This is a genomic window from Actinomadura mexicana (assembly GCF_900188105.1).
Lineage (GTDB): Bacteria > Actinomycetota > Actinomycetes > Streptosporangiales > Streptosporangiaceae > Spirillospora > Spirillospora mexicana.
Map to the genome: position 1 here is coordinate 433,275 of NZ_FZNP01000001.1, position 22,276 is coordinate 455,550.

Consider the following 22,276-nt stretch of genomic DNA (forward strand, 5'->3'; position numbering starts at 1 on the left):
CCGCTGGTCGCCCGCCCACAGAAGCTCCTCCGACACCGGCGCCGGGCGCCCGCACCCCCTCGCTGCCGTCTCCACGCGCCTGTTCGGCCGTGTTCGGCAGCCGGCCGGAAGGGAGGTCGAATCCGCTCATTGACCGAAAGTCATCATCTGCGCTAGAGATGGTGAATGACGAGTAGTGCTGATCCCGGATGGCTCGTCCCGTTCATCCAGGCTTCAAGCGCGACAGGGAAGGTTCTCGGAATCGCCGTCGGCGGATCTCACGGCAGGGGGACGGCTGACGGGCTTTCGGACGTCGATCTCTTTTTTCTGGTCACTCCGGAAGAGCTCACCGCGCTTTACCGGACGCCGCCAGACCATCTCACCGGTCTGCTCCCAGGACGCACGGCAGTGACATACCCCGTGCTCGTCCCGGAGTTCGGTTTGAAGTACACCGTCATGAGCAGCGAGATCGGCCTCTGCGACCTGTTCTTCGAGGACGGGGCGGGCCCCTCGACGCCCCTGCGCGAGGGGACGGACATCCGCTGGGACCCGGGCGGCCGGTTCGACGCGCTGAACCAGACTCTTCTCGCGGAGAGCCGGAAGCGCGAGACCCGGGAGGCGCACGCGGTCCGGATGGCGGTGCAGCTGGCATCGGAGTACGCGGGAGTCACCAAGAGCGCCGCCCGTGGCCGCACGGTCCAGGCCCGCTACCGGATGTCTAAGGTCGTGAACCTGCTGCTGGGCATGCGCGGATCCTGGTGGTTCAGCCATTGCGTGGCCGACGAGGCGTTGACGGATCCGGCGGCCCATCTCGCGCCCGGGGTCGCCGGAGCCCTCGCGGAGGACGAGCTTCAAATAATCCATCGGCAACTGGGCGAGGTATGCGTCAAGGCGATCGAGGACACGGACGGGCTCGCAGCGGAGGTAGAGAGGGCCTTGGTCTCACAGTTGTACGCTTCGATCGAAGCGATGGAAGGCCGGTAGGGCACTGTGGAGCCAGTGGAGCCGGAGGGCATCCGGCCGGTGGTCGCGTCCGCGTTGGCCGCCATGTGGCCCGTCCCTTACAACGAAGCGCGCCTGACGTGGCGGGAGGTCCGGCTCGCTGATGTGCGGTCGATCGTCCATGTGGCGCGACGGCAGCGGCTCGACTCGGCTGAGGAGCTTTTGCAGCTCTACCGGGGCGCGCAGACAGCGCCCTATGTGCCGGTCCGCTTGGTCGGCCAAGGCGAGCGCTCGTTCCTCGTTCCTCCCGTCGCCGAGGAGCACGGGACGCACCTCGTGCTCATCGACGGGGTGCACCGACTGCTGGCGGCTCATCGGGCAGGGATCCGCCATGTCCGGTTGTTCGTCGTGTCGGGTGAGCTGCCGACTCCTCCTGGGGACGTCTGCGCGCTGGGGGACATCGGGCTCAGTTCGGAGCATCGGCCGCCGGAGATGATGTTCCGCAATCTGCGGCCGGAGGTTTTCCGGCGGGTCGGTGACGCGGGCGGCCTTGAAGCGGCGGTGCGCAGGGAACTGCGCCGCCGACCCGGTGAGGGAACATGATCCGTTTCCGGACGCCGGGTGGTGTCAGCGCGGCCTGTCGAGCAGATCCTTGATCAGCTGCCGTACCCGGTCGGCCGGCAGGTGCTCGACCCTCTCCTTGATCTTGCCTTTCCGCAGGATGGTCTCCGGCCGCGTCCGCTCGCCGGAGACGGGGATGTAGACGTTGGTCGCGGAACGCACGGGAGGGCCCTGGAGGAACAGTGTCGCGGCCAGGCCGGGCCCGGCCCTGGCGACCTTGTGCAGTTCGGTCTCGCTCAGGTGGACCGTCGTGCCCGCCGACATCGTGGTGGTGAACCCGCAGTCCAGCGCGGCGGGGCCTCGCGGCAGCATCTCGTAGGCGGCGGCCTCACCCGGGCTGCGGTATTCGCATGCCACGTGGGTGGGGGCGGCCCCGGTCCGTGTGGAATGCGAGTAGCTCTCCCAGCGCAGCCGACCGCATAAGAGCGTGCTCCAGAACGACCATCGGTGGTCGTGGACGTTCTCGCCGCCGCCGGCCGTCGAGTCGTGCCAGGCGTGCAGGACGAGCTTGTGCCCGGTCAGTTCACGCGACGACCATTCGTCCGATGCCACGAGAACGAACTTGAGGAACCCGTTGGCATGGATGCGGGCGCGGCGTTCCACGAGGGCGGCGGCGCGCTGGTCGCCGGTGTCGAGGGTCTTGGCGACCTCGGCCACCAGGTCGAAGGCCAGGCTTCGGGCATCGAGTGCCGCTCCGCGCAGCGTACGCGCGAGCGACTCGGCCGGCTCACCCGGGGCGAGGAGCGGCGGCCGGTTCATGCCTCGACCTGCCAGACGTGGCCGTGGCCGATGAACTCCTTCGCCACGAGGTCGAGCTCGCCGAGGTGATGGTACCCGTCGTCGCGCGGGCGCCAGCGGCTTCCGAGAACGTCCCGCATGTCGGGACTGATGAGGAGGTTGTTCTGGCGGGGAGCGAGCGCGGTGGGCTGGGCGGCGCCCACGGGCGCGAGGCCCTCCCGCATGGCGATCGCCAGCGCCTGCTCCAGCCGGCACACCTCGATGATCGCCGCGCCGTCGAACGCCAGGGCGAAGCTCCCGACGCCGCTGACACGCCCGTACTCGTACTCGCCGTAGTGCAGGGCCATCCGGGACCCGACCCGGTACTGGGGGTTCCTGATCGCCTCATTCAGGTCGTCGATGCGGCGGACCACGGCGCGCCATTCCTCCAGGAGTTCGTCGACCGTGTCGGCGGCGCTCTCGAAGGACCGTCGCGGGAAGGCGGCGACGAAGCCGTCTCCCGCGGTCTGCACCTGGGTCGTGCCGAGCCGCGCCAGCATCCGGTCGAAGCGCGTGGCGACGGACTTGCGGAATGTCTCCTGGATGACGTCGGACGTCTCCCGGAAGGAGTGCATGTTCTCCCGCGCGTATCTCAGGGCACCGCCGTATCCGGCCAGGTCGACCGCGCAAAGGATTCCGGTCTCGCGGCGGGAGAACAGCGTCGTGTCGATGTCGATCGCGTTCGCCGCCATCATGCCGCGGTACCCGCGGTCGGAGACGATGTGCTCCACGTCGCTCATGAGCGGCTTCCCCAGGAACCACCGTTCGGTGCGGCCGTGGAGCGAACTGTGGAGGGGCCGGGTCATCTCCTCGTACTCGTCGAGCGGCAGGTAGACGTAGCCGCGACGCATGTCGGGGTCGGCGAGGTTGCGCAGGCATGCCTCGTCCACGCCGGTGAGCCCGTAGCGGACGATCTTGTAGGCCTTCACCAGTTCCGGCGACCGGGGGGACTTCTTCAGCTCGAAGAAGGAGCCGCGATACTCCAGTTCGATGTCCCGCAGGCCCATCTGGTAGGCCAGGTGGGCGAGGTCGGCCTTCATGGCGTCGTCGGTGATCCGCGCGGTGGCGAGCTTGTGCAGCGAGCCCACCGTGGTCGGCGGCGAGAACGTCATGGGCACGGGGTAGGCCACGAACGGCGGGCTCCAGTAACCCTCGTCGTGCGGCGGCGCGACGCGCCCGCCCTTCAGCGGGTAGCTGGGGAACGTCAGGAGGAGGTGCGTCCTGCCGCCCTGGCGCACCGTGATCTCCAGGGAGGCGATCACCCAGATCTGCGAAGGGGGTTCCGACAGGCGCGTCAGGGCGTGCTCGGTGTCGATGATCTGGTAGGTCACCTGACGCTCCTCCTCACTCTTTCATGTGACTCAACAGCTGCCGAACGGCCACCGGGACGTTCGAGGCCACTTCCTTGCCGTTGATCTGCGCCGGGGACTTCTCCACGGTGCTGAAGTCGTCGACGTCCACCCAGAGGTGGTCGATGGCGACATCGGCCACCGGGAGGTCTGCGTGGTAGAAAGCGAACCTGTACGCGGTGAAGCTCTGCGACGTGTGGGAGAACTTCAGCGAGTAGGTGGTGTAGAAAGGGTCGCCGATCCATCCACCCGTGAGCTCGGGCAGTACGTTGTTGAGGTCCTGTTCCAGCGCCTGCCGGTACTCCCGCTCGTAGACCGAGGCGAGCTGGTCGAGAGAGTCGGCGAGCTCTTTGAGAGAAGCGCCGGGTGAGATTCTCAGAAACTGTAGTTCCTCGTCCAGTTCCTGGCTCTTGGCCTTCAGCGCGTCCTCGTCGAGGACCAGCGAGGAGTAGGGGGTCATCCACGTCTCCCACGTCCCCCCGGGGTGCGGGTCGACCAGCAGAACCTGCCGGTCCGTGCCGCCGCGGGTGACGAGCTGGGTCGCTGTCAGTGCGACCCTGCCGGGCACGGTCTCCTGCGTCACCTTGACCTGGTGCGCGAGGTTGTCCGAATGATCCCAGGCATAGTCCGACATGTGCGATGACCCTCTCCGTTTATTACCCCATCCGAAAAACCGGATCGAGATGGCGTGCCCATGATAGGCCGCATTATGAGAGGCGGACAGCCGATCCGTCATTGGACGATACGCCGACACACTATTAGATCTTTGTCCGCTTGATGCCCTTGCGAGCATGTCCAGCGGTTACGCGATCCGTTTCCTGTTTCCCAGCCGTGCAAGGTGATGTTGCGCGCTCGCAAAGAAATCCATCCGGACCGTACATCGCGATCCGCGCTATTGCGATCGATTCGGAGGGATGTCCGACAGCGGCCATTGCGGGCAGAACGATCCATGAAGGCGACTGGTCGGGTATCGGCTGCGCATGGCGTGCGCGTTGGGCGTGCGGCCTCAGAAAGGTGCCTGATCTGCGGAGAAGGAACCCGTCGCAGCCGGTGCACGATCGCCGCCGCCGACGCAGTCGGGTCAACAGCGGCAGCGAGTGCAGCGCTCCTGTCAGCGACCCGCCGTGTCATGGCCTGGCACAGGGTTCCGGCCTCTTCCGGCGGCCCGCTCCGACCGGCGGCGTGGGTGTGCCGGAGTCAGCGCGCCGACCGTGCAGGAGCCGGGGCTCTCGCACACCTGGGCTCCCTGGACGGCCAGCCGCCACCAGGCCGAGATGCGCGCGTCACCGCGACTCGCGCACTCCGACGGACGCGGGACGGCATCCCGCGTGACGCCTGGGCAGTTCCCATTCATCTTCCCGCGGGCGGCGGTCGCGCTGCGGTTGACCGGCCGGGAGGTAAAGGCGTCCAAGCGCGACGCGGCAGTATGCCGGACGCCTGCCCTGAGATCGACGCCGTAGGACGGTAGGGGCGAGTCGGCGACGTCCGGTGAGGCAGCGTCCCGGCTGCGGAGGCACTCCATGAATGGAGGCGCCGGCGGCGGCACTCTTCGGTGGCGGGACGACGGCGTCAGCGCGAAGGCGGGCTGTGCCCGTGGGACGCGCGAAGTCAATGTGACGGGCCTCGTGGTGGTGCTGAGGGGTGCCGTCACGGTGTCGGGGCGTTGAGGAGGTGGTGCGAGCGGTTTCGGGCGGCGTTGTCGGGGGTTCCCGGGAGGGCCGTGCTCGGTACGGTAGGTCCCAGAGCAGTGGTGAAACCAAGACCACTCAACAAACCACCCGGTGCACGTGCCAAGCACGCGCACCCCGACCCAAACAAGGAATCACCATGACAAAGCGTCAGTCGATCTCGACCGGTCTGGGTGTCCTCGCCGGAGCGATCCTCGGAGGCATCCTCGAGGGCCTGAACTGGGCCATCTTCCTCGCTGACCACCACCGCGCCGGGGCCGACCCCTTCGAGTCCGGTGACTTCGGCTACCTCGTCCTCAAGGCCATCGTCAGCATCAGCGCCGGCATCATCGGCGCTGTTGGCGGCGTCTTCCTCAGCACCAACGACGGCCCTGAAACCCCCGGCGGGCGGAAGCTCCTCTCCCGCATCGCCGGTGGCATTGCCATCGCGGCGGTCGCAGGCTGCCTCGTTTGCGTCGCCCTGGCCGCCTCCGGCATCGCCGTCGTCCCCATCACCGGGTCCCTCGCAGCTGGCGTCCTCTCCAGCAACCTCGAGATCGTTCTCCTCACCCTCAGCGGCATGGTCGCGGGACTCGTCGTCGGCGCCGTCCGCGCCGACAACTGACCCACCTGCGAAGCCCGGTAGCATCGGGCCTCGTTCAACGGGGAGCCTGGCACTGCCAGGCTCCCCGTTCTCGTCCCTTCCCCTATCCGGTTGGAAGGTCTGGGGTGCGCCGCGCCCGCTGAACGCACAGGAGATCGAGGCTAGACGAGCCACCTTCGAGGCTCCGGGCAGAGGCCCCGTCCGGCAAGGGCGGCACTGTCGCCGCCACGTGCACGCGAGGCACACCAGGACGGTCAGCGGGCCGAGCTCTGCTTGATCTGCTCGATCATGCTGGCGAACCGGGCACCGGAGAGGGTGAGGTGTCCCCCATCCGGATCCTTGCTGTCCCGCAATCCAATCTCGACTCCGGGAGCAAGACGGGCCAACTCAACACAGTGCTCATCATTCACGCCACCGCTGTACGAACTCTTCCGCCACTGTTGCATCATGTGAGTCGCTCCGCATACTGCTTGATGATCTCGCGAGAGGCTTCCTCTGGGGCAGCCTTCACGCCGATGCGATCGAACATAACGGACAGCTCCCGAACCTCGCCAGGCGTTTCGATCAGGCGTCCTCCATGCTGTGCGCCGGAGTACGCGACGTCACGATCCTCCAGGCCAAGTATCTGCACCGACCCCTCGAAACCCATGTGCGCGCCCGACGAGAAGGGGACGATGCGCAGACTCACCTGCGGAAGCTCAGCAAGGGCGAGCAGGTGCTCGAACTGCTTCTTCATTACGTCCGGACCACCGACCATACGGGCCAAGACACCCTCGTCAATCACCGCCCAAGTCAGGAGCGAGTCCCCCTTTTCCCAGTACGCCCGCTTTCGCGCGACCCGACGGGCCATGGTCGCGTCCAGATCCTTGAACCTGCTCGCTTCGACGCAGGCCCAGGTGTAGTCGTCTGTTTGAAGCGCTAGAGGGACGGCCTGACCGTGATAGGTCTTGATCGAAATCGCCTCCTCCTCGTACTTGTCGAGTTGCCTCCCCCAATCTGGATCGTGCATCATTCGGGCAAACCAGAGTAAGAGCTGCAATAGCCTCCCGGTGCCATACTTCTCGTCCAGCTTCACTAGGTGATCTTCCTGGGGGCGCTGCCTTCCCGCCTCGATGTTACAAACAGAAGATCTGGTGACTCCAATGATCTTTCCCGCCTGAGTGAGCGAGAGACCAGCCCTCTCGCGAAGAAATCGCAGGTAGAAGGCCAGGAAGTGATACATGGAGATCTTGGGGTCGAGGGGATCGCGAACGAGAGGCATGCTTCCTCCTGTTTTGCAATGTTGTTTGTACAGGTCAACCCTAAGACGCCCAGTGATCCTTGTCACAAGGAATCGGAAACTCGGGCAAGGACGGGGCGATGATAACGACGGCGACCGGGGACCTGCTTATGCCCCTTATGGGCACACCGTCCGCGGTGGGGCTAGCACGCACCCTGGTGGACGCAAGAATCCGCAACTGGAGCTATTTTCACATTCTCGACAACGCGCTTCTCGTCGTCTCGGAGCTCGTCACCAACGCCGCCCGCCAGACGCCACACAAGGAGATCCGTCTCCAGCTCAGCCGGGACGAGCACGGCATCGTCATCGCCGTCTGGGACTCCGACTACGCGCTCCCTCAAGCCAAGCCGACGAAGGAACTCACTCTCGAAGACCTCGACCTCTCTGACGAGGCGTTCGACGATAACGGCGGCTGGGGCCTTCACATCGTCCAGGCGCTCTCGGCCAAGTGCGGCGTCACTGGCGACCCGGCCGGCGGCAAGTGGATCTGGTCACGCATCCACCCGTGACCTGTCCACCGACGACCGCGTACGTGGCGTGCTGCCGTCCGGGAGAGGATTTATGACGACTGCACGCCACTCCCCACGAAGGCACTCACTATCTTGCACATTGACACACGCCTGGGTCGAAGCATAATCGAGCCAGGCAGCAGCCAGTGGCCGCGTTCATGAACAAGGTTCAAAAGAGCCCGTCTTGCCAAACGACTTTTGGCCGTGTGCCGCCCCTCTTCTTGTCATGTAGGCCAGCAGCAACCTCGGCCGCATACCGCTCGTGATTCAATTCAAGCAGCCGATCCACAAAATCACGCCACATTGTGTGGCCCACGGTATACCGCGTTTCGCGTCCGAGATTATGGTGCCCATGGTCAAGCTGCGGTATCAGATCGTCCCACCCGTACGCCCGGCACACCGCCTCATCGATCGCCTTATGGATCTCCCGCAGCTCAACGATGTCCGCATCGCTGCACCCAGGGTCATGCACGAAGTTGTACGTCTTAGTCAGCCCAGCTTGCCGGGCCAACATGACATCCCGCCGAAAGCCGTTCAGCCGATTTCCCAACTTCCGCAACTCGGTGCCCATCTCAGGCAACGGGAGCGTCTCGAAAACGTCAGATGGCGTGTACCGCAAATCAGCCTTCATCGACGAAGCCTGTGAGACCGCCCACCAGTAATGCGGTGAACTGTTCAGCAGCGCCAGCATAGCAGTGTCATCAGTAGCAAATACATTAACCATATCCGAGAGAACTTGCCCTGCGGATACAAGAACTGGCGCCACAGTTCTACTAACACGGGCGATCACAATAACGCACTTAAATTCGTCGACAGCTCTAAGCATGGCCGGACGCTTCTCGCCATACTGCCACCAATAGTCCCGATACACTTTGCGATTATTTTTCTCCCGCTCCGGCTTCACCAGGGCGCGGACTCGTTCATAGCATTCTGGATATTTGCGGGCTTTCGCTTCAGGCCAATCATGGAAATTGATTACCCAGCGACTCGCAGAGAGGTCTGGTCGCGAATTTAGATCTTGACCATTTAGATAAGGGGCGAGTACTTCGCCATAGCTTGAGTCAACAGAAATCAATCTCTCTGCTTCTTCGACACTCAGAACAAAGCCGATGCCTGTGATCTTCGCGCCCTCAAAAGCAACATTTCGATTATTTTGAAGGCGTCTGGGCGTCCAGGCGACTCGCGAGGCTCCACTCAACGAAGGGGCAATGGACTTAACTTTTACCCCGTCGACAACCCGTTCGGCCATTTCTTCCAAGACCTGGCGCGTAGTCCATACTGCACAGTACTCTAGAACGGCGCTCCGAGAAGGCCACGGCTTACTTTTAATGGCCTTGCGTATCACAGTTCCCCTGCGCAGAACCTGCTCTACACTCACTTCACGAGTACGCCCCTGGGCTAGGGTATTTGTTGCCAAAACTCCCCCCTGACCCTCAGAATTTAGGAGCTGATGAACTTGTAGATAGAAATACCCAACCAAATCACTGTTCCCTGTCACTTCATGAGCGCAACAAGTCACAAGAAAGGCGCGATACGCTTCTCCCATCACACCTGTGATCTTTGAGCCCCCCAAGAAAGGAGGGTTGCCGATGATGGCATCAAATCCGCCCTTCTCAAATACTTCGGGGAAGGCAAGGGGCCAGTGGATTGACTGGCGCTCGAAGGCTCCGTCCGGGAGGTCGGTGCGAAACCACATGGCGAGTTGGTCGCGGGCCGCGAGTTCGCCTGCCTCGTCGCCGGACATGATTCTGAGAGCCTCGGTGACGGCCAGGTTGGAGGCCGTGTCCAGGCCTGCCGTTCCCTTGCTGGCGTAGGCGAGGGCCGCGGCGGTGGTGAGGTCGGCGAGGAGGCGGGCGCGTTCGGTGTCCTTCTCGACCTCGGCGAGCATGGCGCGCTTGGTCGCCAGCCTGTCCAGGTCGGTGCCCTCGATCTCGACCAGTTCGCGGCGCTTGTCGGCCACGCGTCCGACCAGTTCGCGGATGCCGGTGGTCAGGTCGAAGATTGCGCTTTCGTCCTCATGCTGTTTCCGGCCGCGCTCGGCGTCCATGTGCATGACTTCGAGCTGGTCGAGCGACGTGATGCCCAGCAGGGAGTCACCGGTGACGAGGCGGTCGTCCAGGAACGTGAACGGCTTGTGCGGGTCCATCGACACCAGCCACAGCGACAGCTTCGCCATCTCCACGGCCATCTCGTTGATGTCCGCACCATAGAGACAATGCTCGATGACGTGGCGGCGAGCATTGATCACCACCGGGTCGGCGTCAGCATCAGCCGCCATTTCGGCCGCGTCGGCGTTGTAGCCGTGGGCGCGTTCGTCGTTCTCGCGGAGCCAGGCGGCGACGAGATGGTCCGCCAGGTAGCGGCAGGCGGCCACCAGAAACGCCGCCGAGCCCATGGCGATGTCGGCGACCTTGAGCGACAGGATCTCGTCGGACGTCTTGGGCTTCCACTCCGCCTTGTCCGCCGTCTGGAGCGGGCCGGGCGAATAGACGAGGGGCTCCAGGGCACCTTCGACAACCTGTTCGGCGAGGAACTTGGGCGTGTAGTGAGTGCCCGTGTTCTTCCGGAGGGACGATTCGGTGACGAACAGGGCGTCCGTCAGAATGACCACGGGCAGGTCGCGGAGGTCCGTCCGGATGATGCCGAAGAAGGGCAGCAGGCGTTCGGCGAGCGGGTAGTCGCCTCCGGTGACGGCGAGCAGTTTACGCCGGGCCTCCTGCGCGTCGGCGTCCGTGAGAGGGGCGAGGCGCTTCTCCAATGCCTTCGCGGAGCCGATCCGGGAGTCCTTGTATTCGGTGGCGAGCTTGGCGGCCAGCGAAGGAACGTCCGGGCAAATGGCGGCGATTTCCTCCAGCGTGCGGAGGGCGACCTCTTCTTCGAGCCCGGCCTTGCCGATCAGGCCGACGACCGTCTCTGCGGCGTAGAAGCCCTCGAAGGAAAGCAGGCCCTCGTAGACGTAGCCGATCTGCTCCACGTCCAGTGCGCGGAACGACAGCCTGCGGCGCTCGCGTGACTTGCCCGTGCCGATCTGGACGTACTGCACCGCCTGGAGCATGTGCAGGACGGTCCGGTCGTCGATGGTGAGGGGCAGCCAGCCGAAGCGGCCCGGGTCGAAAATCGAGCCGTCGTGGGCGTGCATCGTCATCTCGGGATGCTCGACGCCGTTGTAGACCGCGTTGAACAGGGCGAGGAGGCGGTGCCAGCCGGTGTAGGTGTGCTCCAGGTCCTCTTCGGAGCCTTCGAGGGCGCGCTCCTCGAGCTCGGCGCAGAGGAGGCCGGCGGAGTAGGCCGTCCGGTACAGCTCCTTGTCGGCGGGGAGGAGTCCGCGTTCTTCGGCGAAGAGCAGGAACACCACGCGCATCATGACGGCGACGGCGCCCCGGTAGACCTCGTGGGCCGAGACGTTCCCGATGCCGGGGCCGCCTTGGGCGACGTCGGCGGTGTGGGCGCGTCCGATGGCGGCGACCAGCAGTTCGACGGCCTGGCGGACCTGGACGCCGAGGGCCTCGGTGATGTCCTCCTGGTTGTCCAGGCTGGCCTTGAGGAGCGCGGTGAGCGTCTCGTCTTCGGGGACGGAGAAGAAGCGGGCGCGGTTCAGGATCGACACGAACGCGCGCACGACATCGCGTTCGGCGGCCTCGTGCCAGTTCGCCGAGTCGAAGACGGCGGTGGTGGTGACGCCGCCGCGCGGGGCCCAGACCAGGGCCCACCAGCGTCCGTCCGTGGCGAGGCCGAGCTGCACGTCGTGGTGGCGGCAGAGCTGGGCGAGGCGGTCGACGGGCGTCGCGGCCCAGTCGGAGTCCTTGATCCGCTGGGTGGGGCGGTCGTCGCAGACGAGGCCGAGGAGGCGGACGGTCGCGGCGTCCCCGTCGGCCTTGGTGCCCGGGTCGCGGAGCGCGAACGACGGCATGATGGTCGTGTCGTGCTCGGGCACGTCCATGGACAGGTCGTCCACGGCGCCTTCGAAGTGGACGAGCTCGTCCCAGCCGAGCAGCTCGCACAGGACGTAGTCGATCCAGGGGCGCTCGGGGAGGGCGGCGTGCTCCTGGCGGAGGCGTTCGCGGGTGCCCTTGCCGATGGCGTCGAGCGCGGGCCAGACGCGGCGCAGGACGGGGACGCTGAGGAACGGCCCGGACACGTCGATCAGGCTGAGCCAGTCGGCGTGGTTGAAGTCGTCCTTGTGACGGGGGAACCGGGCCATGCTCAGACCGCCTCTCGCTTCGGGACGACGAACACCACCGCGACGGGGAACGAGTGCGCCTCGCGACCCGCGTAGCGGGCCTCGATCTGCTGTAGTTCGAGGGCCTTCTCGTCCTCCAGGCGCTGCAATCGGCTCTCCCACGATCTGCGGTCGTTCTGGTACTGGCGGATCTCGTCGGGGCTGGCCGCCGCCAGCTCGGAGAACAGGACGCCCTCCTCGTCTCCCTTGGCGAGCTGGGCGCGGAGCGTCCCGGCGAACTGCTCGATGTTGGCGGTGATGCGGCGGGACTCGGCGTCGCGGCGCTGGTCGAGGCGGCGTTCGAGGGACTCGCGGCGGGTGTCGGCGCGCCACCTGATGGCGCCTTCGAGGCCGGGGCGCAGCGCCTCGAACCGCTCGGCGAGCCGGGCCTGGATGCGCGGAGTGGCGGGGGCGCCGGTGGCGAGGGCGCGGTCGAGGAGGTCGCCGAGGCGGTTGACGTTCTCCCAGCGCCGGAACCGTCCGCCCGCGGGGGCCCAGCCGCCGGCGTGCAGGACCTCCTCGTGGAGGCGGACGCCGTCCGCGCCGACGAGGACGAACCGGGAGAACGCGGCGACCAGCGTCGCCTCCAGCTCAGGGTCGTCGCTGGTGACGGCGGTGACCCGGTTGAGGTCGATGCGGTCGTTGGACACGGCGGCGCGCAGCAGCCGGGTGGACATCGCGACGAGCGGGTGGCCGAGGTGCGCGAGGACGACGTCGTCGCGGTTCTTGGCGACCTGCTGGTTGAAGGTGACGGGAAGCTGGCGGGGTGGCTGCCCGTCCTGCGGCAGCTTTTCGAGGAGCCCGGCGGACGCGCGCTCCCACGACCCCGTGAGAACGGGCACATCGTAGACGCCGTCGTCGGGGTCGACGGCCTTCTTGAGCGGCTGCTGCCGCGCCAGTTCGAGGGCGGTGTCGACGACGCGCTTGACGCCGGGCGGGGTGATGCGCAGCTCGCGGACCGCCTCGTCCAGGTTCTCGCGGAGCCTGCGGACCTGGTCGCCGACGTTGGACTCGGACGGGACGCCGTCCTTCTTCGCGGCCTTCGCGGTCTCGGCGTCCATGTCGACGTGCTCTCCGAGGAGGCGGCGCTGCACGGCGTCGGCGAGGACGGCGTTGACGGAGCCGAGGTCCTCCTGCATCTGCGCGACCTTCACGGCGACGCGGGACAGGAACTCCAGGTCGGCCTCGTAGGAGTCGACGGCCTTGTCCCAGCCGGTGCCGACGAAGTGGCGGATCTCCGGGACCTCGCGCTGGCCGTAGCGGTCGATGCGGCCGATGCGCTGCTCCAGTTTGTTCGGGTTGAAGGGGATGTCGTAGTTGACGAGCCGGTGGCAGTGGTTCTGCAGGTCGATGCCCTCGCTGGCGGCGTCGGTGGCGAGCAGGATGCGGACCGGATGCTCCTGCGGCGCCTTCTGGAAGGCCAGCCGCAGCTTCTCCCGCTCCTGGGCGTTCATGGAGCCGTCGAGTTCGGCGACGCGGTCGCCGCCGAGGCCCTGGGCGCGGAGCAGCTCGCGGAGCCAGTCCTTGGTGTCGCGGTATTCGGTGAAGACGATGACGCGCTCATTGGTCCAGTCGCGGCCGGGGCGGCAGACGGACGCCAGGTACTCGATGAGCATGCGGGCCTTGGCGTCGGGCTGGGCCTCGTGGGCCGCCGCCCAGTCATGCATGCGCCGCAGGAGGGCCAGTTCGTCGTCGCGGCTCTCCACGAGCGGGGTGGTGAGGGTCAGGGCGTCGGACTCGGCCTCGTCCAGGGACTCGTCGTCGAGGGTGGCGACGTCGTCGAAGAAGCCCTCCATCCACTCGTCCTCGGGCGGGAGGACGTGGCGGCCCTTCGCCGTCAGCGTCTCCATGTAGGCGGCGACCGTGTGGGCGAACGCGGCGGGGCTGGAGAACAGGCGTTTCTTCAGCAGGAGGGTGACGAGGTCGGCGGCGCGGCGCCCGCGGGTCTTGTTGAGGCGCCTGCGGCGGATCTGCGCGAACTCGCGGAGCAGGTCGTGGATCTCGCGCTCGTCGTCGGGGTAGTCGACGGGGATCGCGCGGGCGTCGCGGGCCTTGAAGCGCGGGTCGCCGTTGTCGATGATCTGGCGCTTGAGGCGCCGGACGACCGTGTCCCTGACGGCGGAGTCATCGGGCGGGACGCCGCGGGCGAAGCGCTGGTCGTCGAGGATCTCCAGGAGCGCGGTGAAGCTCGCCTGGTAGCCGTTGTGCGGGGTCGCGGACAGGAACAGCCGGTGCGTGAAGTGCTGCGCGAGCCTTCTGATGAGCTTGGTCTGCTGCGAGTCGACCGCGTAGATCTGCTTGGGCGCGGCGGGGGCGACGTGGTGGGCCTCGTCCAGGATGAGGAGGTCGAACGTGCGCGGGTAGGTGGGGCCGTCGGCCGGGACGACCTCGTCAAGGAGGCGCTGCGCCTTCGCGCCGCGCAGCCAGGGGAGCGACACGATGGCCAGCGGGTAGACCTCGAACGGGTTCGCGGCGCTGCCGTGCGTCCGGCGGACCTTCGCGCAGCGCTCCGAGTCGATGACGGTGAACTCCAGGCCGAACTTCTCGGCCATCTCGTCCTGCCACTTCACCGTGAGGCCGGCCGGGCAGACGACGAGGATCCTGCGTCCACGCTGGCGGAGCAGCAGTTCCTGTGCGACCAGCCCCGCCTCGATCGTCTTACCGAGGCCGACGTCGTCGGCGAGGAGCAGGTTGACGCGCGGGGCGTCGAGGGCGCGGGCGACCGGTTCGAGCTGGTAGTCCTCGATGGCGACGCCGGAGCGGAACGGCGCCTGGAGCGTTCTCACGTCGGCGGACGCGACAGCGCCCCAGCGGACCGCGTCCAGAAACGCGGCGAGGCGCTCGGGCGAGTCGAACCGGCCCTGGCCCACCTCGGGTAGCGACCCCGACGGGAGGGTGCGGCGGCCCGGCTCGACCTCCCAGATGACGGAGAGGGTCTCGCCGTAGCGTCCGTCCTCGACGGACTGGAGGGTGACGAGCGTGCTCTTCTTCTGGTCGTCGACGGTGCTCACGACCCATCGCTGGCCACGCACCTGCACGAGGGCACCGGGAACGGGACGCTCATCGGTCACTGTCGCCGCCAACAGATCTCCTCATCGAGAATCTTCGCCGCTTCGCGCTGCGCACACTTCGTAGCACAGAGCCGCCATGACGCGCCGTCCACGGGCCTGATCCGGCCGGACGCACCGGCTCGCCCAAATTACCGCCCGATCGCCCGTCAACTGACGGGTTCGCCGTGTACTCGATACACGTATGGCCGGAGTAGGTCAGCGGGCCGATGCCGCCGGGTGGGATCCGGCCTCGTCGAGTCATACGGCGCATCACGACGTAGGTCAGGTGCGTCGCGGTCGATGTCGGAATCACGCTGCGGTGCGCGGGGCCGGTCAGATCATGCACTATGGTCCCGAGCCGGTTCCGGGCCAGGTGTTCCGGACATCCGCGGCGACACCCCTGAGGAGCCCTTGGTGACAGGTCCTGCTGGTCCTTCATGGGGGCAAGGCGGACACAGACCACCCCCCGTTCCACCGCAGCGTCAACCGCCTCATCCCGGATACGGAGCACCGCCGCCCGGGCGGCAAGGCCCGCCGCCGCAGTATCCGCCCTACCCGCAGCGCCCCTTCCCGCCGCAGCCTCCACCCCCGTATCCGCCGTACCGGCCACCCGGGCCTCCGCCGCCTCCTCGGCCGCCGTCGCGGGCGGGACGGTTCCTCCGGAAGCTGAACCCGATCTTCGCCGCGCGGGCGGTGTTCCGGCCTTCGCGGCCGGACCTGATCGTCGACGGACACGTCCGGAAGCTGCAGGTCGTCCGTGCCTGGGCGGGCATCGTGGTGACCCTCGCCGTGGCCGTGGTCTACAGGGTCACCGCCCCCAAGGAACTGGCGAGCGAGCGGTTCAACGACGCCTGGATCAACGTCCTGATCCTCACGTGCGTCCTGCCGCTGGTCGTGGGCGCCTTCGTCATGGCCGCCCGGCCTCCGAACCGCGGCGCGTTCGCGCGCCGGCTCCGCTACCCGCTGATCGCGGTCGCGGCGATGTTCGGCTCCATGTTCACGTTCGTGCTCGCGGCCGTACCCGAGTTGGAGGGTGCGCGTGACGCGGCCGGACCGGTGGTGCTGATCCCCGCGGGCGTGATCCTCTTCCTCTGGATGCTCCCCTTCGCCATCTACGGCATCGTCCTCTCACTGACCAACGTGTTCCGGACGGCCGACATCCACGAGGTGGTCCCGCCCCTGGTGAGCGTGTCGGCGTCCTGGACGATGGCCGTGGTCAACCTGTTCACCGACTCCTACAAGGGAGTGCCGCACGTCTTCGCCCTGGCGCTGCTGCTGGGGGCGCCGGTGACGGTGTCGGCCCTCGCCTACTACGAGTTGCGCAGGCTGCGCCTCCTGCACGGCATCACGTTGCGCAACACACTGCTGCGCTGATTCGACTCGGGCAGGTGGGAGGCCGGCCCGCATGTGCGGGTCAGGGATCTTCGGTCCACCCGTGGACGCTGAACCTCTCCCCGCGACCGATGGCCGCGAGGACCTGCGCGCAGTGGGGGATCAGGTCGGCCGGTGGAGCCGCCGGATCGATCCACAGCGCCTCCGAGGCTTTGTCGGGTTCGGCCGCGCGCGGTTCGCCCGCCCAGTGCCGGAAGGTGAACCAGTAGTCGGTGACCGCGTGGCAGGGGCCCGGCAACGACGCGGCGGAACGGTGCAGCACGTGGGAGAACTCGGCATCGTCGCGGTGCAGCGTCACGCCGGTCTCTTCCCCGGCCTCGCGGATCGCCGCGGCCAGGACGTCCTCGCCGGGCTCGATCCGTCCTGCGGGCGGGCACAGCCAGCCGTCGCGGTATCCGGTGTTGTGACGGCGCAGCATCAACACCGCGCCGTCTTCGCGCCGCAACAGGACGTGGGGCGCGATGAAAGATCCGTGCCAGCCGTTCGCGGCCGGGGCGGCCTCGCGGGCCGAGACGATGCCGAGTCGTCCGGCCAGGTGTCGTTCGGCCGGTTCAGGACCCCCGGCCAGGTCGACCATGGGTACGGCGGCGGCCAGGATCACGTCGGCCAGTTCGTCCAGAACGTCCGTGACCGTCTTGTGGACGCCCTTACGAGGATTGCCGCCGGTCGTCCCGATGTAGGCCTCGGCGACCTCGCCGACCTCCTCGGCGACCTTCATCACCAGCAGATGCGTCGGCACTTCAGCCAGGTAACCGCTCCGGACCCGGGCGGTGTCCGCCCAGAAGCCTTCGCAGGGCTCAGCGCTTTCGGAGTTCGCCACGCCGCGACCCTAGCCCCCGGAGTGACCTCGAACCTTGAAGTTTCGAACGTTTGGTCGACCCTAGGGTTCTGGCCGGGTGACCGAGACAGGTCACTCCGGGGTGGGGTCACGGCTTGCCGAGGGCCTTGGCCAGGGCGGTCGCGGTGGAGGCGATCACCTTGTCGTCGTGCGGGACCTGGCGGTTGCGGTTGGTGAAGACCGACAGGACGAGCGGCGCGTCCGAACCGGGCGTCCACACGATCGCGATGTCGTTGGCGGTGCCGTAGTTGGACGCGCCGCCGGTGCCGGTCTTGTCGCCGACCGTCCAGTCCTTGGGAAGCCCCGCCCGGATCCGGTTGGCGCCGGTGAGGCTGCCCTTCAGCCAGCCGAGCAGCCGCGCCCGGTCGCGCGCGTGGAGGGTCTTGCCGGTGGTGAGCTTGGTGAAGGTACGTGCCGCCGCCGCGGGGGTGGTGGTGTCGCGGTCCTCACCCGGCTTCCACTCGGTCAGGTGCGGCTCCGGCCGGTCGAGGCGGCTCGTGCCGTCGCCGGTGGCGCGGAGGAACCTGGTCAGCCCGCGCGGCCCGCCGAGCTGCCCGAGCAGCGTGTTGCCCGCGAAGCCGTCGGACTTGGTGACCCCGGCGCGGCAGAGCTGGGCGGGTGTCATGCCGGTGTCGGTGTATTCGGTGGTCTCCGGAGAGTTCTCCGTCAGTTCGGCCATGTCGGCGGGTTTCCAGTGGAGCACCTTGTCCATCAGTCCGGGCTCGCCGGTGCGCGCTTTCTGCATTACCGCCGCGCAGGCGAAGACCTTGAACATGGAGTCGAACGGGAAGCGCTCGTCGGCCCGATAGCCGACCGTTCTGCCGGTTCCGAGGTCGATGCCCACGGCGCCGATACGCCCGTCGTAGGACTTCTCCAGTTCTTGCAGCGTCGTGTTCAGGTCCGCGGGGGCCTGGCCTCCCACCCGAGTGGCGACCGTCGTGGCCTTCGTCTCGCCGGGGGCGGCGGAGGCCGCATAGGCCACCCCGCCCAGCAGCGCGGACGCGGTCAGTGTCGCGACTCCCAGTCGCGTTCCGAGGTTTCGGGTCATGCCGAGAGAAGATCATGACCTCACGGGTGATGTCCAATATCCAGATGAATCACAGATCCATATGGATCCCCATATCACTCCTACTGAATGCGCGGTTGAGGCGGCGATTCCGGAGGCGCGGCCCGCCTTAGCTCTTGGCCGGTATTTCCACATTGGAGTAGTACGGCCGAGAGAAGGGGAATTCGGTGGTGACCCAGTTGGCCACCGCGTTGTAGAGAGTTTCGTAGTGGCCGCTTCGATACACTTTGGAGTCAGCCACCAGGGTCCTGGGTGAGCGGGACGCACGCCCATCGGGTACCGATAGCAGCAGCCCCAGGTAGGGATGGCGGGGTCATTCCGGGGGCGGGGTGAGCTTGGCGGCTATGGCGTAGTCGATCTGGATGTCCTGGTAGGTGGTCTGGGTCTTGACCTGGTCTGGGAGGTTGGTGCGGGAGCTTCCGGAGGCGGACTCGTCGGAGGAGCCCTCGGTGAACGTCACCGAGACGTCGGGGACCACGTCGAAGCGGAGTTCGTCGGCCTTCACCCTGGCGGTGAAGAGGATGTCCGCCGTGCGCTGCAGGTCGGCGTCGGGCAGGTCGCTCGGGCTCATGATCGCGCGCCTCCTCCTGGCCCCGAGACCATTCGCAGGAGCGCCTTGCCCAGTTCGCGGACGGAATCCTCGGTCTCGCGCAGGGCGCCCTGGAGCGCCGTGATCTCTTGGTCGCCGTCGGACGTGTCCGCCCCGTCGTTCGTGTCTTGTCCCCCCGCCGGCTCGTCCTCCTCGCCGGAGGAGTCGTCGAGCTTCGCTCCCTCCTCGTCCCGCTCGGAGGAATCTTCTGGCTCCGTCTCCTCCTTGCCTCGGTCGGAGGAGTCGTCGCCTTCTTCGTCTTGCTCGGAAGAGTCTTCGGGCTCCGTCTTCCCCCCGCCCTCGCCGGAGGAGTCCTCAGACTCGTCAGGCTCCTTGGCCCGATCTGAGGAGTCCTGGGACGTCACCGTGTCGGTGGCGCCTTCTGCGGTCTCGGCCGTTTTGCTCGCGGTGTCCGCAACACCCTGGCCGGTGGCCTCGGCGGCCTGTCCCGCGCCTTCGCCCACGCCTTCGGCGGCGCCACCTGCGCCCTTGCCCACGTCTCGGACGCCCTCCCCTGCTCCTTCGGCGGCACGGCCCGCGCCCTTGCCCGCCTCGCCGACACCTTCGCCTGCGCCTTCGCCCACCTGTTCGGCTGCCCGGCCGGTGCCCTTGCCCACTTCGCTGACGCCCTCGCCCGCGCCCTCGCCCACCTCTTCGGCCGCGCGGCCGGCGCCTCGCCCGACCTCGCCGACGCCTTCGCCGGCACCCTTGCCGACGTCCTTGACGGCGCCGCCCGCGCCCTCGCCGACGTCCTTGACCGCGCCCCCGGCGCCCTCGCCGACGCTCTCGACGGCGCCGCCGGCGCCGCGGCCGACGTCCTCCACGGCGCCCCTGGCGCCCTTGCCGACCTCGCCCACGGCGGAGCCGGTCCCGGAGCCGATGTCGCTCACCGCCGACTCCAGGCCCCGTCCGATGTGCTGGAGGATCTCCGGGTTGCGGTCGAGGGTGGTCAGGACGCGGTCGACGATGACGGCGACGTTGTCCAGCCGGACCTGGAGCTCGGCCTGCGCCTCGACTCCCTTGATCTCCAGCTTGACCCGGCCGAGGAACACGTCCGCGCCGACGTTCAGCTTGAGCATGTCGAGGACCTGGGCGACGAGCGAGACGTGCGCCTCCAGGTTCTCGACCTCCAGCGAGATCTCTTCCACCTTGAGGTGCGGGACGTCGAGATGGACGTCGGGGCCCTCCGCGGGCTGCGCCCGCCTGTCCGGTCGAACGGTCCTTCCGGTCAGGCCCTCCGAGTCATCGCGGGACTCGTTCCGCTCGCGGTCAGCATTGCCGGACGCGCCGTCGCTCATCGTTCCCCCCGATGCTCGATCCTGCTTCCCGGGGTGTACATGCCCCCTCAGCGCCACCTTCCACCAGCGAAGACGTCAGGCTCGGGCGCTCTCCGCCTCCTTCTCCTCCTGCTTCGCCTCCGGCTCCTCCTTCTCGTCTTCCTGCTTCGCCTCCGGCTCCTTCTCGTCCTCCTGCTCTGCCTTCGGCTCTTCCTCGTCCCCCTGCTCTGCCTCCGGCTTGCCCTCGTCTCCCTGCTCTGCTTCCGGCTTGCCCTCGTCCTCCTGCTTCGCCTCCGGCTTCTCCTCGTCCCCCTGCTTCGCCTCCGGCTGCTCCTTCTCCTCCTCGTCGCGCTCCTTGGCCTCCTGCTCCTCCTTGAGGGCGTCCTCGTGGGTCTTGACGACCTCGCCGTCGCGGATCTCGCCGCGCCAGCCTTCGACCTCCTCCTGGTCCAGCAGCGTCTTGGTCATCATGTGGCGCTTGATGTGCTTGAAGTCCAGGCGGAGGCGGCGGCCCTGGGCGCGCCACATGTTCGCCGTCTTCTCGAAGAAGCCGTCCGGGTGGTACTCGGCCACCAGCAGGACCCGCGTCATGGACGGCGCGAGCTCGTGGAACGTCACGGCGCCGTCGACATAGCCCTTGGGGCCCTTGGACTTCCAGACGATCCGCTCGTCGGGGACCTGCTCGATGATCGTCGCTTCCCAGGTGCGGTGGGAGAGGAAGACCTGCGCCCGCCAGTTGATCTTCTCGTCGGACTCCTGCTCGACGCTCTCCACCTTCTTGGTGAAGCTCGGGTAGTCGGCGAACTGCGTCCACTGGTCGTAGGCCACGCGGCGAGGCAGCCCGACGTCGAACTCCTCCATGATGTTGGTGACCTTCATCTTGCCCTGGCCGCCGCCCTTGCCGTCCTTGCCGCCGCCGCCTCCGACGGCGTCCTTCACCTTGCCCTTCACCACTTCCTTCGCCCCGGTGGCGCCCGCGCTGAGCCCCGCCTTGAGCGGAGACTCGCCCTGCGCGAGCTTCTTCGCGCCGGCGGCCGCCGCCTTCCCGGCGACTCCCCCGCCGTTCCCGCCGTCGAGGTGCTCGGTCAGTCCCTCGGTCAGTCCCTCGATCCGGCCGCTCGCCTTCTCCAGCGCCCGCACCATGAGCGCCTGGGCGAGGGCGCGACCTGCGTCCTTGAGCTGTTCTACGGGGAGGTCCTGCGCCTTGCTGCCGTTCCCCGTGTCCGCTTCCGTCATGATCGGCCTTCGCTTCCCTAGCCGTTTCCCCTGACTCTGACGACATAGCCCCAGAAACTGGAGCTAAAACGGCAAAAGCGCCACTGACCAGCAAAAACGAATGATCTACCATCCCTATGCGCGGGAACGGCCTGGCTTTTCCGGCAGCCCGAATCTGGGTCTTCCCGCCGTCAGCCCACGGTGGAACGCGCTACGCGGAAGCCCACGTCGTCGATCCGGAACGTCGGGTGGCTGCGGCGCCGCACCGAGGCCCTGCAGCTCCAGTGCTCGTCGGACCATCCGCCGCCTCGGAGAACCCGGTAGGCGCCGTAGACGTCGGCGTCGTAGAGGTCCCAGCACCATTCCCAGACGTTGCCCAGCATGTCGTACAGGCCCCACGCGTTCGGCCGCCTGCCGCCCACGTCGTGAACGTGCTCCCGGGCGTTGCCGCGATACCAGGCGATCTCGTCGAGGGGCCCGTACCGCGGGCCGGTCGTGCCGGCACGGCAGGCGTGCTCCCATTCGGCCTCGGTGGGCAGACGGTACCCGTCGGCGGAGGCGTCCCACTCGGCGCGCTCGCCGTCGGCATGGAGGCGGTACGCGGGCGCCGCCCCCTCACGCCGGGACAGGGCGTTGCAGAAGCGGACCGCGTCCAGCCAAGAGACGCCTTCGACCGGCAGCCGCTCTCCCCGTGCGGTGCTCGGCCTTTCCGCGGTGACCTGTGCGTACTGCGCCTGGGTGACGGGGAACGCTCCCAGCCGGTACGGCGCGAGGTCGACCGGCCAGCTGCGCCGCGTCCGCCGGTCCGACAGCGTCACCGTCCCCGCGGGGACGGCGACCATCTCCACCCCGGTGCTCGCGTTCATCAGCAGGTGAGCCTACCGATCGCCACCCGCGGCCCGG

General features: G+C 67.5%; 18 protein-coding genes. 5 read left to right on the forward strand and 13 right to left on the reverse strand.

The window, feature by feature from the left end:
• The first annotated feature begins 165 nt into the window (after positions 1–165).
• Both CHC11_RS01835 and CHC11_RS01840 read left to right on the forward strand, forming a co-directional pair.
• Positions 166–963 carry a nucleotidyltransferase domain-containing protein gene (locus tag CHC11_RS01835; protein WP_143226883.1) on the forward strand — a complete coding sequence of 266 codons (798 nt, stop codon included), beginning with the start codon at positions 166–168 and terminating at the stop codon, positions 961–963.
• Between the two features lie 15 nt (positions 964–978).
• Positions 979–1,524, forward strand: a complete 546-nt coding sequence (locus CHC11_RS01840) for a ParB N-terminal domain-containing protein (RefSeq protein ID WP_089309785.1) — start codon at positions 979–981, stop codon at positions 1,522–1,524.
• 24 nt (positions 1,525–1,548) lie between these two features.
• Here CHC11_RS01840 and CHC11_RS01845 read toward each other — a convergent pair whose 3' ends face one another.
• From CHC11_RS01845 to CHC11_RS01855, 3 genes are read right to left on the reverse strand one after another with little or no spacing between them, the layout of a single operon-like run.
• A complete protein-coding gene (locus CHC11_RS01845) occupies positions 1,549–2,301 on the reverse strand; it encodes a hypothetical protein (protein WP_089309786.1) in 753 nt (250 codons plus the stop codon).
• Positions 2,298–3,650: a nucleotidyl cyclase domain-containing protein gene (locus tag CHC11_RS01850; RefSeq protein ID WP_089309787.1), complete on the reverse strand. Its 1,353-nt coding sequence runs from the start codon at positions 3,648–3,650 to the stop codon at positions 2,298–2,300. The genes CHC11_RS01845 and CHC11_RS01850 overlap by 4 nt, the downstream gene beginning before the upstream one ends.
• A gap of 13 nt (positions 3,651–3,663) precedes the next feature.
• A complete protein-coding gene (locus CHC11_RS01855) occupies positions 3,664–4,302 on the reverse strand; it encodes a hypothetical protein (RefSeq protein ID WP_089309788.1) in 639 nt (212 codons plus the stop codon).
• A gap of 1,193 nt (positions 4,303–5,495) precedes the next feature.
• Between CHC11_RS01855 and CHC11_RS01860 the strand changes: the two genes are divergently transcribed.
• Complete coding sequence (locus CHC11_RS01860) at positions 5,496–5,960, forward strand: hypothetical protein (protein ID WP_089309789.1); 465 nt, start codon at positions 5,496–5,498, stop codon at positions 5,958–5,960.
• A gap of 233 nt (positions 5,961–6,193) precedes the next feature.
• Here CHC11_RS01860 and CHC11_RS01865 read toward each other — a convergent pair whose 3' ends face one another.
• Together CHC11_RS01865 and CHC11_RS01870 are read right to left on the reverse strand one after the other, a co-directional pair.
• Positions 6,194–6,388: a DUF397 domain-containing protein gene (locus CHC11_RS01865; RefSeq protein WP_089309790.1), complete on the reverse strand. Its 195-nt coding sequence runs from the start codon at positions 6,386–6,388 to the stop codon at positions 6,194–6,196.
• Entirely contained in the window at positions 6,385–7,200 is an 816-nt protein-coding gene (locus tag CHC11_RS01870; protein WP_089309791.1) for a helix-turn-helix domain-containing protein, read from the reverse strand. The genes CHC11_RS01865 and CHC11_RS01870 overlap by 4 nt, the downstream gene beginning before the upstream one ends.
• Positions 7,201–7,376: 176 nt before the next feature.
• On the opposite strand from CHC11_RS01870, the gene CHC11_RS01875 reads away from it, so the two are divergent.
• On the forward strand, positions 7,377–7,727 hold the full coding sequence (locus CHC11_RS01875; protein WP_179278636.1) for an ATP-binding protein: 351 nt from the start codon (positions 7,377–7,379) through the stop codon (positions 7,725–7,727).
• 169 nt (positions 7,728–7,896) lie between these two features.
• On the opposite strand, the gene CHC11_RS01880 is transcribed toward CHC11_RS01875, so the two are convergent.
• A complete protein-coding gene (locus tag CHC11_RS01880) occupies positions 7,897–11,928 on the reverse strand; it encodes an Eco57I restriction-modification methylase domain-containing protein (protein WP_089309793.1) in 4,032 nt (1,343 codons plus the stop codon).
• 2 nt (positions 11,929–11,930) lie between these two features.
• Positions 11,931–14,957: a DISARM system SNF2-like helicase DrmD gene (gene drmD / locus CHC11_RS01885; protein WP_245918659.1), complete on the reverse strand. Its 3,027-nt coding sequence runs from the start codon at positions 14,955–14,957 to the stop codon at positions 11,931–11,933.
• Positions 14,958–15,689: 732 nt separating this feature from the next.
• Here drmD and CHC11_RS01895 point away from each other — a divergent pair.
• A complete protein-coding gene (locus tag CHC11_RS01895; protein ID WP_179278637.1) occupies positions 15,690–16,370 on the forward strand; it encodes a hypothetical protein in 681 nt (226 codons plus the stop codon).
• A gap of 40 nt (positions 16,371–16,410) precedes the next feature.
• On the opposite strand, the gene CHC11_RS01900 is transcribed toward CHC11_RS01895, so the two are convergent.
• The 6 genes from CHC11_RS01900 to CHC11_RS01925 all read right to left on the reverse strand — a co-directional run bounded on the left by CHC11_RS01900 (position 16,411) and on the right by CHC11_RS01925 (position 22,239).
• Positions 16,411–17,208: an NUDIX domain-containing protein gene (locus tag CHC11_RS01900; protein ID WP_143226884.1), complete on the reverse strand. Its 798-nt coding sequence runs from the start codon at positions 17,206–17,208 to the stop codon at positions 16,411–16,413.
• 106 nt (positions 17,209–17,314) lie between these two features.
• Positions 17,315–18,274, reverse strand: a complete 960-nt coding sequence (bla, locus tag CHC11_RS01905; RefSeq protein ID WP_089309797.1) for a class A beta-lactamase — start codon at positions 18,272–18,274, stop codon at positions 17,315–17,317.
• A 331-nt stretch (positions 18,275–18,605) separates the two neighbouring features.
• Positions 18,606–18,863, reverse strand: a complete 258-nt coding sequence (locus tag CHC11_RS01910) for a hypothetical protein (protein WP_089309798.1) — start codon at positions 18,861–18,863, stop codon at positions 18,606–18,608.
• Complete coding sequence (locus tag CHC11_RS43245) at positions 18,860–20,179, reverse strand: putative sodium/potassium/calcium exchanger (protein ID WP_089309799.1); 1,320 nt, start codon at positions 20,177–20,179, stop codon at positions 18,860–18,862. The genes CHC11_RS01910 and CHC11_RS43245 overlap by 4 nt, the downstream gene beginning before the upstream one ends.
• 75 nt (positions 20,180–20,254) lie before the next feature.
• On the reverse strand, positions 20,255–21,394 hold the full coding sequence (locus CHC11_RS01920) for an SRPBCC family protein (protein ID WP_089309800.1): 1,140 nt from the start codon (positions 21,392–21,394) through the stop codon (positions 20,255–20,257).
• Positions 21,395–21,564: 170 nt separating this feature from the next.
• On the reverse strand, positions 21,565–22,239 hold the full coding sequence (locus CHC11_RS01925) for a formylglycine-generating enzyme family protein (RefSeq protein ID WP_089309801.1): 675 nt from the start codon (positions 22,237–22,239) through the stop codon (positions 21,565–21,567).
• Positions 22,240–22,276: the final 37 nt, after the last annotated feature.